Origin of the sequence: Amycolatopsis sp. lyj-112 (assembly GCF_046549055.1) — a bacterium.
In the GTDB taxonomy this organism is placed as follows: domain Bacteria; phylum Actinomycetota; class Actinomycetes; order Mycobacteriales; family Pseudonocardiaceae; genus Amycolatopsis.
This window is the reverse complement of the sequence record NZ_JAJPWS010000014.1, coordinates 31,165-45,163: the sequence shown is the minus strand read 5'-3', so window position 1 is coordinate 45,163 and position 13,999 is coordinate 31,165. Positions and strand designations below refer to the sequence as shown.

Genomic DNA, 13,999 nt, shown 5'->3' with positions numbered 1-13,999 from the left:
ACGTCACCACTCCCCGAGGTGGGTCATGCGCTCGGCGACCAGATCCGGCGTGGGCCGCTGGAGGTGACCGGCCAGCTTGCCGTCGGCCAGGAACAGCACCCCGTGCGCGGCCGACGCCGCCACCGGGTCGTGCGTGACCATCAACACGGTCTGTCCCATGTCGTCCACGACGGAGCGGAGCAGGTCGAGCACCTGGCGTGCGGTGCGGGTGTCCAGCGCACCGGTCGGCTCGTCGGCGAGCACCACCTCCGGGCGGGTGATCAGCGCGCGGGCGATCGCGACCCGCTGCTGCTGGCCACCGGAAAGCTCCGACGGCCGGTGCTCGAGCCGCTTCGCGATCCCGACTCCTTCAACGATCTCGCGCAGCCAATCCGGATCGGGCTTCTGCCCGGCCAGCCGCATCGGCAACGTGATGTTCTGCAGAACGTTCAGTGACGGCAACAGGTTGTAGGCCTGGAAGATGAACCCGATCCGGGTCCTTCGCAGCTCGGTGAGCGCTTTCTCCCGCAGTTTGCTCAGTTCCGTGTCCCCCAGCAGAACCCGCCCTGAACTCGGTCTGTCCAGCCCGGCCGCACAGTGCAGGAAGGTGCTCTTGCCCGATCCCGACGGTCCCATCACGGCGGTGAACGTGCCCCTGCGCACCCCGACGGTCACCCCGTTCAAAGCCGTGACCGCACCGTCACCGGAACCGTAGACCTTGCTCACGGATTCCAGCTCCAAGGCGCAAGCGCCCGCTGTACTCATCAATTTCCCCTTAAGCGGCGGTGATCTGTCTCCACCGAAACTACGGTCGCCGGGGGCTCGGATCGATCCCGCGTGAGGGAAGACTCTTGGTAGGGCAGGCACCACCATGAGGCCGCTCGAGTCCGGATGGGACACTCTTACCCGTGATCACCCGGCTGCGTTCCTGTTGGTCCGCGATCCGGTATCTCGCCATCGGAGCGGCCAGTTCCATGGTTGCCTGGTTCGTTCTCGTCGGCATGCTGTTCGTGCTGCTGATGTGTCCGTTCGGCGTCGGGATCCCGGCGTTGCCGATCGCGCTCCAGCTGATCCGGCGCCCGGTCAACTTCGAACGCCGCCGCGCCGCACGGCTGCTGGGCGAACCGATCCCCGAGCCGTACCGCTCCGGGAATCCGGTGACCGACCCGGCCTCGCGGCGGGATCTCGGCTGGCTCGCGTTCCACGGTGCCACCGGTTTCGTGATCGGAACGTTCGCCATCGCGCTGCCGCTCGGCGGGCTTCGGCAGATCGTCTCGTCGGTGATCTGGTGGTCGATTCCCGGCGGGGTGGAAAGCTCGCTCGGCTTCATCGTGACGTCCTGGCCGCTGGCCGCGCTCAGCGCGATCACCGGCGTCGCCATGGTCGCGATCACCTTCCTGCTCCCCCGGGTGGCCCGCTGGCAGGCGGCCGCCGCACGGAAGCTGCTCGCGCCCGCACCCGGTGTCGCGCTCACCGACCGGGTCGTCGAACTGGCCGCGTCGCGTGCCGCCGCGCTGGAGGCGCACGGTGCCGAACTCCGGCGTCTCGAACGTGATCTGCACGACGGGACGCAGGCCAGGATCGCCGCCGTCGTACTGCAACTGGGGATCGCCGATTCGTTGTTCGACAAGGACCCGCGGCGGGCGCGGGAGTTGCTGGGCAAGGCCCAGGACACCGCGACCGGTGCGCTGGCCGAACTCCGGACCGTGGTGCGCAGTATCTATCCGCCGCTGCTGACCGACCGCGGCCTGGACGGCGCGGTGACCGCCCTCGCCGATCGTTGCCCCGTTCCGTGCACTGTGGACGTCGGCAGCAGCAGCCGCAGGCCCGCCGCCGTGGAAGCGGCCGCCTACTTCGTCGTCGCCGAGATGCTCGCCAACGTGACCAAGCACTCAGGCGCGGACCGCGCCTGGATCAGCCTCGACGGCACCGCCGACACTCTGCTCATCGAAATCCGCGACGACGGTCGCGGTGGCGCCGACGAATCCCACGGCAGCGGGCTCGCCGGGATCCGCAAACGCGCCGAAGCCTTCGACGGGACCGTCACCCTCACCAGCCCGGCCGGCGGGCCGACCGTACTGAAAGTGGAGTTGCCATGCGGGTCGTGATCGTCGAGGACGACGCGCTGCTGCGCGAAGGCCTGGTCATGCTGTTGAACACCGTGGGCATCGAGGTGGCCGCGGCCGTCGACAACGTGGACGAGTTCATCACCATCGTCACCGCGGAGCGGCCCGACGCGGTGATCACGGACGTGCGGCTTCCTCCCACCCACACCGACGAAGGCCTCCGGGCCGCCGTGCAGGCACGGAAAATGCACCCCGGGCTTCCCGTCCTGGTGCTGTCCGCCCATGTGGAGACGGGATACGCGGCCGAACTCCTCGCCGACGGCAAGGGCGCGGTCGGTTATCTGCTCAAGGAGCGGGTCGGCAAGGTCGAGAAGTTCATCGACGCGCTGGACCGGGTCGTCAAAGGCGGGACGGCCATGGACCCCGAGGTCATCACGCAGCTCATGGCGCACCGGCGGGCGACCGATCCGCTGGAGGGGCTGACCGCGCGGGAGCGGGAGGTGCTCGGGCTGATGGCCGAGGGGTACAACAACACGACCATCGCCGAGCTACTGGTCGTGAGCGACGGGGCCGTGCACAAGCACATCCGGAACATCTTCGCGAAGCTGGGACTGCCGGAGGACAGCGGGCATCGACGGGTGCTGGCTGTTCTGGCCTATTTGAGCGGGAAGGGCTGAGGGCGGCCTGTTTCCGTCTCTGCCTCTGCCTCTGCCTCCGTCTCAGTCCGAAGAGGACAGAATTGACGATGGACGTCGACCGCCTCGATCGATGCCCGGCCCGGCGCCGGTGAAGGACTGCCGAGCTGTGCCGAATGCGGCGCGAACGTGGACCTGGCTTGAGGATCGCCAGGACGCCCTTGAGGGCCTTCGGGTGGATCCGAGCGCTGCGCCCCTCCGTCGGCGTAGAGGGAGGAACGCTGGGCCCTGGTGCGCTCGACGTCGGAGACGACCGACTGCGGCTCAGTGCTGACCGGCGGATCCTCCTCGTTACGGACTGGGGCACCATGCCGCCCCCAAGGCATGATCAGCTGCCCTGGTGACCTCCACCCAGGGTCGTAGTGCACGATCGCCTGCTCAGAAGGGCGGAGGCTCTTCGTCGGGTTCGGGTCTCGGGTCGTGGAGTGGTTCGGGTGTCGCGTCGTAGGTGTGGCCGCTGGGAGTCGTGATCGTCATGCCGCCGTTCCCAGTGGGCTCTGCCAACCAACCTGGTTCGTTGCGGAGCAGGTTGTGGATCTTGCAGTAGCCGTGACAGTTGTGATGGTTCGTCTTGCCGTTCTGCGCCCACGTAACGATGTGATCGATCTCGGAGAACTCGGCCGGACGGTGACATCCAGGCTGGGTGCATTCCCGATCCCGGGCTTTGATCAACCGTGCGAGGGAGGCTGGTGATCGGTATTTGTCAGCGCCCGCTTCGAGGAGTTGCCCGGTGGCGGGATCGGTGATCAACCGCGACCAGGTCGAGCCGGGATCCGAGGCGATCTCCCGAACCAGCCAGTCGGGGATGTGGCCATATCCGGCGAGGAACGCCGGATCGTTACGGGCCCCGGTCAGGGTCAGGAAATCCACATACACGTGGATGTGCGCCTTCGGCTTACCGTGCCCGTCTTCGGCCAACAAGCGCTCAGCGAACAGATCAGCACGGTGCTGATCCAGCGTCTTGGACTTGTCGTTGTCCCGCCGAGTGTGTGCCCCGCGGTCGAGTGAGGCATAAACGGAGCTGGCGACTTCGGAGGGGAGATACCCGGAGAGGGTGGACATGGTCTCGCCCTCATGCTGCAGGGACACATGCCGCAATGCGCGTTTCTTCTTGGCTCGGTCGCGATAGCCGTCGGGGTCGTATTTCTTGACCGCCCAATCGACCGAACTGCGAATCGCACCCGGGTCACGGTCGGCCAGCCGAGACGACATGTGCTCATCAACCAGCCCGGCGACCTCGTCGGAGACTTCGCGTGTCAGCTGGGTGACTTTGGATGCTTTGAACAGGTCGATGTCGCCACAGTCCAACGCTGCCAACGTCTTCGGCAACCGTGACACGAGAGCACAGGAGATTTCGAGCAGCAGGAACGCTTGATTACGAGAGACCGAGAAGCGCAAAGCGACCTCCTCGGTCACCGATCTTCGCGACCCACCGATTCCAGCGAACTGCGCTAACGCACGCACCTGACGACCCTGCGCCCGCCGAAGCACCAACTCCTCGGCAAACGAGGCCTCAAGGAAACGCGCGGCCTGAGTTTGATAAACGAGCTTAAGGTTCATGACAATGATTATACTCGAACTAGCGTTCGACTGTCAGCTAATTTCCTTGGCGGCTTCAACTGGCGAGTGCGCCGCCTCGAGTCTAGCAACACTTTGCTGAACGCTTCGATCAGCTTAAACCACCCCAAGGTCTGCCGCAGCCGGTTCATCCTGTGAATATCCGGAGACTTCGGTTCCTGTGGGGAGGTATTGGCGCAGTAATCCATCGGTGTTCTCATTGCTGCCACGTTGCCAAGGTGAGCGCGGATCGCAAAACATCTTGTCGGCCAGTCGTGGGGCCACGTTCTCGGCCGTGTGAGCGTGAGCTGATCGCGTTGGAGACTAAGCGCAGAATCTGTCGTTCCGTGTGAATGCCACATGGATCGGCCGCCTTGAACAACAACGGGACGTGACAGTACTGGCCGTTGAAGGCCGAGCGGCGCGCGGTTCGGCAGGCGTCCCGGACCTTCACGAACCGGGTCAAGAACGCCGGACCGCGTTCGTCCACACTGACCGAACGACAGTCTCAAGCATCCGAACCCACCCCAGGTAGCCCAGGCACCACCCCACACCCGGGGGCCACTCCCCTACCCCCACCGCCCACCTCTCCCTAACGTAAACCCCATGACCAGCACCGAAAAGTCCAGCGGCACCACAGTCACCGTCTCCCTCTGGCTAGTCCTCCTCATCAGCGCGGCGACCAACTCGATCGGTCAGTTCGCCGGGTTGGACTGGACCTTCCGGATGATCGCGGGCGGCATCTCCGTGGTCTGCATCGTGCTCCTGATCGTCCGTCACCTCGCCCGGCGCAAAGCGTAGAAACATGCCCGGGGGCGGCCGGCCACCAGGCCGCTCCCGGGCACGAAGAGCACAAAACAAAGAACACTCAAGAAATCTTCGGCGTCGCCCGCACCCCATAGTGCATATAAGCCTCACCCGTCGGCAGCGTGTAGAAAGTGATCGCCATCCAAGTCTGGGTTCCCGGCTCCCGGGCCACGAAAAGCGAATCGGTCACCGGCACCAGCTCGAACTCCTGCGTCGCCTCCGGCATGAGAGCGGCGAGCGGACCCGTGACGGTCTGCCGCAACCGCAGCCCGTCTCCTTCCGCCAGAACCTCCATCGTCGCACCGGCCCGTTCGTACACACCGACGTGCCGGGACCCGTCGACGGTGACCGGGGTCGCGGGCGGTTCGAGAGGCTTCGGCATCGCCACGTCGGCGAGTTCGGCGAAGATCTCCCGGTACAGCTCCACGTACAGGTCCCGGCCGTTGCCGCCGTTGGTGAGCAGGGTGACGGCGAGACCCTGATCGGGCAGCAGCCGCAGGAACGCCGCCTGCCCGATCGTGTTGCCGTCGTGGCCGATGACCCGGCGGCCACCCCAGGTGTCGCGGATCCAGCCGAGGCCCCACGAATCACCGAGCGAGTGCTTGTCGGGAATATCGGTCTGCTTCTCGGCCATCGCGGTGGCGGACGCGGTCGTCAGGAGCCGGTCGCCGTTCGGGGCCAGGCCACCGGTCAGGTGCAGTCGCGCGAAACCGAGGACGTCCGCGGTCGTGGCGGTGATCAGCCCGGCGGGCCCCATGTTCCGGGGCAGCCCCCACACCGGCGCGGGCGCCGGGTCCCCGTCACCCGAGGCGACGTGCCCGACAGCCGCTCGGAACAACAGGGCCTCCTCGGGCAGCGTGACGGTGTGCTCCAGGCCGAGCGGGGTGAACAGCTTCTCCCGCATCGCGGCGTCCCAGGTCTGCCCGGTGAGCTTCTCGATCACCCGGCCCATCAGCACGAAACCCGAGTTGCAGTAGGAGAAAGTCACGCCCAGCGGGTGGTTCTGCGCGGCCTCGTCGAGGATTTCGACGTAGCGCTCGAGGCAGTCGTCGCCGCGGCCGGTGTCGGTGAAGACGTCGCCGTCGATCCCGCTGGTGTGGGTCAGCAGATGCCGCATGGTCACCTGCTTGGCGACGTCGGGATCCGCGAGCCGCAGTTCGGGCAGCACGTCGGCGACCGGCGCGTCCAGGTCGAGGAGACCGTCGTCGACCAGTTGCATCACCACGGTCGAGGTCCAGACCTTGGAGATCGAGCCGATCTGGAACACCGAGTCCTCGGTGACCTCGACCCCGGTCGCCGTGCTCAGCACGCCATGCGTCGCATGCACCTCCGCGCCATCGCCGATCCGCACGATACCCAGTGCGGCACCGGGAACGCGGTGCTTGCGCGCCAGTTCGGACAGCCGCCGCTGCCAGTGCGCCGCCTCGATCGGCACCCGCGCCGGCCCGCCCGGCGCGCCCGCGTACTGCTCGACCCAGTCGACGACGCGCCGGTTGAAGTCGACGCGGTGCGAGGGCGGGCCGTCGAGGATGAACAGGTGCGAGCCACCGGGGTACAGCACCAGCCGGGACGGGACACCGCGCCCGCGAAGGGCAGCGAACCACTGCTCGGCCTGGCCGACCGGGCAGCGTTCGTCTTCGGCGCCCTGGATGATCAGCGTCGGCGTCCGCACCTTTTCGACCTGAGCGAACGGCGAAAGCGTCGCGTACTCCGCGTCCCACGAGAGTCCGCCGAGCTCACCGACGCCCAGGTAGTGCCCGGCGTCCGAGGTACCCACCATGCTGGTCAGGTCGCTGACGACACCGCCGGAGACAGCGGCGGCGAAGCGGTCGTCGCGGCTGGTCAGATAGCAGGTCATGAACCCGCCGTAGCTGTACCCGGCCACGGCGAGCCGGTCCGCGTCGGCGATGCCTTCCGACACCAGCTGGTCCAGCGGTTCGAGGAAGTCGTGGGAATCGGCCAGCCCCCACGCGCCGACGGCGGCGTTGAAGAACTCCTCGCCGTAGCCGTCGCTGCCGCGCGGGTTGAGCAGCAGCACCGCCCAGCCGCGTGCCGCCAGGGCCTGGTGGTAGACGTGCACGGGATCGGCCGCACCGTTCCAGGCGTTGTGCGGGCCACCGTGGATGTCCAGCAACAGCGGCAATGGACCGCTTCGGGCGGCATCGCGCAGCAGCCAGCCGTGCACGACGGTGCCGTCGCCGATGGTGAATTCCCGCTCCTCGTGGGTGAAGAGCTCCACCTCGCCGAGGGAATCGCCATGCGCGGTGCGCACGTCGACGGCGCCGCTCGCCCGATCGACGACCGCGATCTCGCCGTACGAGGTGTTCGTGGCCAGGACGACCACAGCCTTGCCGCCCGCGATGTCCATTCCGGACACCACGCGATCCGCACCTGCCAGGACCGGCCGAGGGCTTCCCCCCGCGACGTCCACTTCGTACAGATGCGTACAGCCGCGGTCGCGGACGCCGAACAGTACGGCGCCGCCGTCTTCGGTCAGCTGCGGGAGCGCGCCCGGGTAGCCGGGGCCACCGGTCATCACGTTGCGGTCCAACGATTCCGTCAGCTCGACAGCGTTCCCGCCGTCGAGCGGCACTCGCAGCAATCCGCCGTGGCCGACCTCGGTGTCGGCCCGGCCGACCACCAGCAGCGCGCCACCGTCGGCGGTCCAGCCGACGGTGCCCACCATGCCTTCACCGGAACCGATGAGACGCGGCTCGGCGGTCTTCACCGACACGTCGAGAACATAGGCGCCAGAACGGAAAGTCAGGTCGGCGTCGGCGTCTCGCGCGGCGGCGAACGCCAGCTGCGAACCGTCCGGAGACCACGCCGGGTCGCTCGCGTGCCAGTCGCCGAAGGTGACCTGGCGGACTTCCCGGGTGGCGACGTCCAGAATGTGCAGGTGCTTGCGGATCGTCTTCAGCAGTCCGGCACCATCGGCCTTGAAGTCCAGCTTGTCCGCGACGACCGGCGCGTTCGACGGCGGAGCGTGGTCACCCGCGGCCAGATCGATCGCCGCCGAGAAAGCGATCCTGGTCCCGTCCGGGCTCCACACGGCCGGGCCGGCGCCGAGCGGGAGTTCGGTGACCTGCTCGGCTTCCCCGCCCGCCACCGGCAGGAACCACAGCTGCGGCGGAGCGTCCTTGGCGCGCAGGAAGGCGATCCTGGTGCCGTCCGGCGCCCACTTCGGGGCCTGATCGGTGGTTCCGCGGGTGAGCTGCCGGGGTTCACCGGTGGTGGTGCCGACTTCCCAGAGCGCGTCCAGGTTCTTGTCCTCGTCGCGGTCGGTGGTGCGCAGGACGTAGACGATCCGGCCGCCGTCGGGCGACAGCGTCGGCTGGCTGGGAACGGCGATGTCGTACAGGTCATCGATGCCTAGGCGTCGGGTCATGATGCGCTGGCTCCTCGGGAGATCGCGGGCTGGTGGCTCTCGTTTTCACTGAAGTGGCAGGCCGCCGAGTGACGTCGGGGTGCCGCGTCCTCGGCGGGATCCACCTGGAGGCAGAGTTCGCGATCGGCGCGCACGAGCGGGCCGATCGGGCAGCGGGTGTGGTAGCGGCAGCCCTCGGGCGGATGGTGCGGATCGGCGGGTTCGGTGTCGGCGATCGCGCCGGCTTCGTCCGCGCCGGTGTCGAACAGGGAAGCGTGCGCGGAGGGCGCGGCGGCGAGCAGATCGCGGGTGTAGGGATGCTGCGGATCGCTGAGCACCTGCTCCGCCGGGCCCACTTCGACGATCCGGCCGAGGTACATCACCGCGACGATGTCGCTGAGATAGCGGATCACGGCGAGGTTGTGCGAGATGAACAGCATCGACAGCCCGAGCCGCCGTTGCACCGACCGGACGAGGTTGAGCACCGCGCCCTGCACCGAGACGTCGAGCGCGGAGGTGATCTCGTCCGCGATCAGCACGTCGGGCCGCCCGGCCAGCGCCCGGGCCAGTGCCACCCGCTGGCGCTGGCCGCCGGAAAGCTGTCCGGGCAACTGCGCGGCGCGATCCGGATCGAGGTTGACCAGTTCCAGCAACCTGGCGACCTCGTCCCGGCGCGCCGCCCGGCCGGCGAAGTCACCGCGCGGGAACGCTTCGGTGATCGACTCGCCGATGCTCATCCGGGGGTCCAAAGAGGAATACGGATCCTGGAAGACCATCTGCAGTGGCCGTCGCCGGGGCAGCCGGCGCACATCGACACCGCCGAGCAGGACCCGGCCCGCGCTGACCGGGGACAGCCCGACGGCGGCGCGGGCGAGCGTCGATTTCCCCGACCCGGACTCGCCGACCAGTCCGACGACCTGTCCGGAAGGGACGGTCAGGCTGACGTGGTCAACGGCCGTGAGACCGCGTCTCCCGCCGTACCGCACGCTCACCCCGTCGAAGACGAGATCACTCACTCCGCACCTCCGGCGGTCACGCTCTCTTTGACGGATTCGGCCCTCGCCGGTCCGGAAGGCGGTACGTCGTGCGGATGCCAGCAGGCGACGCGGTGCGCGTCCGCCACTCGCTCCAGTACCGGGTCTTCGGCCCGGCAGCGGTCGGTCACCGCCGGGCACCGGTCGGCGAACGCGCAGCCGGCGGGCATGCGATCCGGTTCCGGCGGGCGGCCGGGGATCACCGCGAGCGGCGCGTCGCGATCGGTGTCCAGGTCGAGCGTCGCGGCCAGCAACGCCCGCGTGTACGGATGCCGCGGGGTCACCGAGGGGCCGGCGGACGGCAGATCTTCCACGACCCGACCGGCGTACATGACCAGCATCCGTTCGCAGGTCTGGGAAACGACCGCGATGTCGTGGCTGATCAGGACGATCGCCGTGTTCCGTTCGGCCCGGGTCCGCGCCAGCAGGCGCAGCAGCTGCCGCTGTACCGTGACGTCCAGCGCGGTGGTCGGTTCGTCGGCGATGATCAGCCTTGGCTGGCCCATCAGGCCCATGCCGATCATCGCGCGCTGGCGCATCCCGCCGGAGAACTCGTGCGGGTACTGCCGGGCGCGCCGCTCGGCGGCGGGGATCCGCACCGCGCGCAGCCGGTCGACGGCCCGCGCGAGTGCCTTGCTCCGGGACATTCCCTGGTGCTGCTCGGACACCTCCGCGAGTTGCCGCCCGATCCGCCGCGTCGGGTTGAACGAGGTCATCGGATCCTGGAACACCATCGCCAGCGACGTACCGAGCAGGCTTCGCAACTCCCGTTCCGGCGTCGTCAGCAAGGGTTTCCCGGCGAACTCCAGGCGGTCCGCGGTGACCACGCCGGGTGCTTCGACCAACCGCGACACCGCCAGCCCGGTCAGGCTCTTGCCCGAACCGGATTCGCCGACGACGCCGATGGCCTCGCCCGCGCGGACCGTGAAGCTCACCCCTCGCACCGGGACGGTCCACCCCGCCGGACGGGGGAACGCGACCTGGAGGTTTTCCACCAGCAGCACGGCATCGTCGTCACGGTCCTCGACGACGTCCTCGCGAGTGGCGGCGACCGGACGCGCCTTCAGCCGGGCCGAGGGAGTACGCACGCCGACGACTCCGGCGACGGTCTCCCCCACCAGGTTGAACGCCAGCCCGGCCAGGACGACGGCGACACCCGGCGCCAGCGCGGCCGCCGGGTTGATGTAGATCCCGTCGAGGCCCTCGCCGAGCAACCGTCCCCAGTCGTAATCCGGTGCCTGGACACCGATCCCGAGGAACGACAGCCCGGAGAACGCGAGCAGCGAGGCACCCGCGCCGATGGTCGCGTTCACCACCAGCGGCTCGCCGATGTTGGGCAGGATGTGCCGGAACAGCAACCGGAGCCGGCCGACGCCGGAGACCCGGGCGGCCGAGACGAAGTCGTGGCCCGCGACGGACGCGGCGAGTGTCTGCGCCAGCCGGGCGAACGCCGGTGCCAGCGCGAAACCGACCGCCAACACGGCGCCCTGCGCTCCGACGCCGAAGATCACCGAGAAGAACAGCACCAGCAGCAGCCCGGGGAAGGCGACCGCGATGTTCACCGCCGCCGTCACCAGCCGCGCGGCCGGCCGCGGCAACAAGGAAGGCAGGGTGCCGAGGAGGAGCCCGGTCACCACCCCGATCACCGTCGCGACCACCGCCAGCAGAACCGAAAGCCGGGTCGCCACCAGCACGCGGTAGAGGATGTCGCGACCGAGGTCGTCGGTGCCCAGCCAGTGCGCCGCCGACGCCCCTTGGCCGATGGCGTCGGTGTCGATCTCGTAAGCCTTGTCGTGCCACAGGATCGGCGCCAGTACCGCGAGGGCGATCACCACTACCAGCAGGGTCGCCGCGAACGCGCCGACCGGAGTGCGCAGGGCCGCGAGCCACGTCGCTCCGCGCCTTTTCACCATCTCAGCTCTCCCGGATCGTCGAACGCGGATCGAGCACGGCCAGCAGAACGTCCACCGTCAGGTTCACCAGCAGCACCCCGATGCCGTAGACGAGCACGATCGCCTGCACCAGCGGGTAGTCCTTCTGCAGGATCGACTGCGCGATCGTCGAACCGAGACCAGGCCAGGCGAAGACGTTCTCCACCAGCACCGTCCCGGCGACCATGCCGGTCAGCATCAGCCCGCCGAGGGTCAGTGTCGCGGTCAGCGCGTTCGGCAGCGCGTGCCGCACGTAGACCAGCCGCGCCGGTAACCGTTTGGCCCGCGCCGTGCGGATGAAGTCGTGGCCCAGCACCGAAAGCATCTCCACCCGGACGATGCGGGCCAGCACCGACGCCGGGCCGAGTGCCAGCGCGATGATCGGGAGCACCAGTGATCCCGCCCCTTCGCTTCCGGCGACCGGGAACCAGCCGAGCTGGACGGCGAAGAACGCCACCAGCGCCACCGCGAGCAGGAACTCCGGGATCGCTGCGAGCAGCACCGTCGTCGAGGTGAACGCCAGTTCACCGCCGCGGCGACGTCCGCCGCGGGTCAGCACGGCGAAGAGGACGCCCAGCGGGATCGCCACGGCGATGACCACCGCGAACGCGGGCAACGCCAGTTCGAGCGTCGCGGGGAGCCGGTCGCCGATCACGTCCGAGACCGGCAGCCCGCTCGTCATCGACGTCCCGAAGTCACCGGTGATCAGCCCGCCGAGGTAGTCGAGGTACTGCATCCACAGCGGGTCGTCGAGCCCGAGCGCCTCCCGCCGGGCGTTCACCAGGTCGACCGGAGCCGTGAGCCCGAGCGCCGCGCGGACCGGGTCGCCCGGGATCAGCTGGATCATCAGGAACGCCATCGTGACCAGCACCCACAGCGAGACGGCGAACCGGCCGAGGCGCCGGCCCGCGAAGGACAGCCAGGGGCTGCTCCGCAGGCCGGACGCCGCGAGAGCGCTGGTCATCAGGAATACATCCGGATCGTCGACGGGGTGATCGAGCCGAGGTTGACCTCGAACCGGGCGTCGCTGCCGAAGATCGGGACGACCGTGTTGACGTAGGGCACCGCGTCCACTCGGGTGACCAGCGCCGTTTCGGCGGCCGACCAGGTAGCACAACCGGCCTCACCGGGCATGTTCGCCGCCTGGGCGACCAGCGAGTCGAACTCCGGGTTCTCGATATGCGCGAAGTTGGTGCCGTCCGGCGGCTTCGGCCCGGACATGAACGGCACGGACTGGCTCGGCAGCACGAAGCCCACCGGCGCCATCGAGATGTCCCATTCCCCGGTGCCGAACAGCACCTGGCTGGTGCCCGGGCTGTCGGCGCCCTTGAGCGTGACGTCGGCGCCGATGCCCTTCCACGCCTGCTGCATCAGTTCGGCGGCCGACCCCATGGTCTGCCCGAGCTGCTGACCGTAGAGGGCGGTGAGAGCGAGCCGCTTGCCGTCCTTGACCCGCACCCCGTCCGTGCCCGGGACCCAGCCCGCCTCGTCGAGCGCGGACTTGGCCGCGGCGACGTCGAACGAGGGCAGCTTGCCGGTGACCGAGTCACCCGAGCACGGCCGCGGTTCGGCGGTCACCATTCCCTTCGCGGGTTCGCCGTTGCCGCTGGTGAGCACCTTGCCGATCTGCGCGAGATCGAGTGCCTGCACGAAGGCCCGGCGTACGGTCTGGTCTTGCCCGATGCGTCCGGGCGCCTGGTTGAAGAACAGTTCGCCCATCGGCGCGAAGAAGTCGGAGTGGAACAGTTTCTGGGCACGCAGCCGTTGCTGGTCCTGTCCGTTGATCGTGGCGGCGTTCAGCTCGCGGGACAGCAACAGGTTCGCCGCCGTCGTGGTGTTCGGGATGACCCGGACGACCACCTTTTCGGGCAGGCCGGGCTGTTCGCGCTGCCACTGCCCCGGGCCCCAGGCGTAGTCCTTGCGGCGGGTGAGGGTGTAGTGGTCGTTCGGCACGAGCTCGGTCATGGTGTACATGCCGGTGCCGTGCTGCCCCTTGGCCAGCGCCGTCCGGTCCTGAAGTCCCTTGCCGCAGGCGATCCCGAGGCTCCCCAGGTTGCGGAGCAGGAACGCGTCCGGCCCGCCGCTGGTGACCGTGACGGTCCGGGCCGCCTCGTCGGCGACTGCCTTCGTCCCCGGTTTGATCGCCAGGCCGAGCATCGCGGACTTGTTCACCGGGTCGCCCACGAAGTTGATGTTCGCCGCGACGTCGGCCGCGGTCAGCGGTGCGCCGTCGGCGCAGGTGACCCCGTTCCGGAGGGTGAACGAGGCCGTGGTCGTCGTGGCCTCGAACTTCTCCGCCAGGAGCGGGAGCGGCTTCCCCGAGGAATCGAGGTCGATCAGGCCGTCGTACAGGAAGCGGTCCATCTGGAGGGCGATGGCGAGGACCGTCATCGCCGGGTCCAGCGTCCCCGGATCGGACGCGACCGCCATGGTGAAGGTCTTGCCGTCGGTCAGTTTCTGGTTCGCGGTCCGGTCTTCCCCGGATTGCGACGTTCCCCCGCACGCGCTCACGGTCAAGGCCACCACGCCCGCGATCGCGGCGGTGATCCGAGCTGTCTTCATG

Annotated in this window: 10 protein-coding genes and 1 pseudogene; 3 read left to right on the top strand and 8 right to left on the bottom strand. The window is 68.7% G+C overall.

Going from position 1 to position 13,999, the window contains the following annotated elements; all coding sequences use genetic code 11:
- Window positions 1-3: 3 nt before the first annotated feature.
- The gene (locus ACLJRL_RS33505) at window positions 4-744 is read right to left on the bottom strand and encodes an ABC transporter ATP-binding protein (protein WP_410660361.1); all 741 of its coding nucleotides are present in this window, start codon (window positions 742-744) and stop codon (window positions 4-6) included.
- 143 nt (window positions 745-887) lie between these two features.
- Here ACLJRL_RS33505 and ACLJRL_RS33500 point away from each other — a divergent pair, with 143 nt between their 5' ends.
- Together ACLJRL_RS33500 and ACLJRL_RS33495 are read left to right on the top strand one after the other, a co-directional pair.
- Window positions 888-2,087, top strand: a complete 1,200-nt coding sequence (locus ACLJRL_RS33500) for a sensor histidine kinase (RefSeq protein ID WP_410660360.1) — start codon at window positions 888-890, stop codon at window positions 2,085-2,087.
- Window positions 2,075-2,722: a response regulator transcription factor gene (locus tag ACLJRL_RS33495; protein ID WP_410660359.1), complete on the top strand. Its 648-nt coding sequence runs from the start codon at window positions 2,075-2,077 to the stop codon at window positions 2,720-2,722. The genes ACLJRL_RS33500 and ACLJRL_RS33495 overlap by 13 nt, the downstream gene beginning before the upstream one ends.
- 396 nt (window positions 2,723-3,118) lie before the next feature.
- On the opposite strand, the gene ACLJRL_RS33490 is transcribed toward ACLJRL_RS33495, so the two are convergent.
- A complete protein-coding gene (locus tag ACLJRL_RS33490) occupies window positions 3,119-4,156 on the bottom strand; it encodes a DUF222 domain-containing protein (RefSeq protein WP_410660480.1) in 1,038 nt (345 codons plus the stop codon).
- Window positions 4,157-4,444: 288 nt separating this feature from the next.
- A pseudogene (locus ACLJRL_RS33485) lies at window positions 4,445-4,555 on the bottom strand (IS30 family transposase); the annotation flags it as partial.
- Window positions 4,556-4,903: 348 nt separating this feature from the next.
- Between ACLJRL_RS33485 and ACLJRL_RS33480 the strand changes: the two are divergent.
- Window positions 4,904-5,098 (top strand): hypothetical protein, encoded by a 195-nt coding sequence (locus ACLJRL_RS33480; protein ID WP_410660358.1) that lies wholly within the window; start codon window positions 4,904-4,906, stop codon window positions 5,096-5,098.
- Window positions 5,099-5,165: 67 nt separating this feature from the next.
- On the opposite strand, the gene ACLJRL_RS33475 is transcribed toward ACLJRL_RS33480, so the two are convergent.
- The 5 genes from ACLJRL_RS33475 to ACLJRL_RS33455 are packed head-to-tail and all read right to left on the bottom strand — an operon-like array spanning window position 5,166 to window position 13,998.
- Window positions 5,166-8,492, bottom strand: coding sequence for a serine hydrolase (locus tag ACLJRL_RS33475; protein ID WP_410660357.1), 3,327 nt, complete (start codon window positions 8,490-8,492; stop codon window positions 5,166-5,168).
- Complete coding sequence (locus tag ACLJRL_RS33470) at window positions 8,489-9,487, bottom strand: ABC transporter ATP-binding protein (RefSeq protein ID WP_410660356.1); 999 nt, start codon at window positions 9,485-9,487, stop codon at window positions 8,489-8,491. The genes ACLJRL_RS33475 and ACLJRL_RS33470 overlap by 4 nt, the downstream gene beginning before the upstream one ends.
- Window positions 9,484-11,418, bottom strand: coding sequence for a dipeptide/oligopeptide/nickel ABC transporter permease/ATP-binding protein (locus ACLJRL_RS33465; protein ID WP_410660355.1), 1,935 nt, complete (start codon window positions 11,416-11,418; stop codon window positions 9,484-9,486). The genes ACLJRL_RS33470 and ACLJRL_RS33465 overlap by 4 nt, the downstream gene beginning before the upstream one ends.
- A gap of 1 nt (window position 11,419) precedes the next feature.
- Window positions 11,420-12,400: an ABC transporter permease gene (locus ACLJRL_RS33460; RefSeq protein ID WP_410660354.1), complete on the bottom strand. Its 981-nt coding sequence runs from the start codon at window positions 12,398-12,400 to the stop codon at window positions 11,420-11,422.
- Window positions 12,400-13,998, bottom strand: a complete 1,599-nt coding sequence (locus tag ACLJRL_RS33455) for an ABC transporter substrate-binding protein (RefSeq protein ID WP_410660353.1) — start codon at window positions 13,996-13,998, stop codon at window positions 12,400-12,402. The genes ACLJRL_RS33460 and ACLJRL_RS33455 overlap by 1 nt, the downstream gene beginning before the upstream one ends.
- Window position 13,999: the final 1 nt, after the last annotated feature.

What these genes read in the sequence shown, in the direction of transcription:
- ACLJRL_RS33505 (WP_410660361.1), bottom strand. Translation starts at nt 744, where the DNA reads ATGAGTACAGCGGGCGCTTGCGCCTTGGAGCTGGAATCCGTGAGCAAG.
- ACLJRL_RS33495 (WP_410660359.1), top strand. Translation starts at nt 2,075, where the DNA reads ATGCGGGTCGTGATCGTCGAGGACGACGCGCTGCTGCGCGAAGGCCTG.
- ACLJRL_RS33480 (WP_410660358.1), top strand. Translation starts at nt 4,904, where the DNA reads ATGACCAGCACCGAAAAGTCCAGCGGCACCACAGTCACCGTCTCCCTC.
- ACLJRL_RS33475 (WP_410660357.1), bottom strand. Translation starts at nt 8,492, where the DNA reads ATGACCCGACGCCTAGGCATCGATGACCTGTACGACATCGCCGTTCCC.
- ACLJRL_RS33465 (WP_410660355.1), bottom strand. Translation starts at nt 11,418, where the DNA reads ATGGTGAAAAGGCGCGGAGCGACGTGGCTCGCGGCCCTGCGCACTCCG.
- ACLJRL_RS33460 (WP_410660354.1), bottom strand. Translation starts at nt 12,400, where the DNA reads ATGACCAGCGCTCTCGCGGCGTCCGGCCTGCGGAGCAGCCCCTGGCTG.
- ACLJRL_RS33455 (WP_410660353.1), bottom strand. Translation starts at nt 13,998, where the DNA reads ATGAAGACAGCTCGGATCACCGCCGCGATCGCGGGCGTGGTGGCCTTG.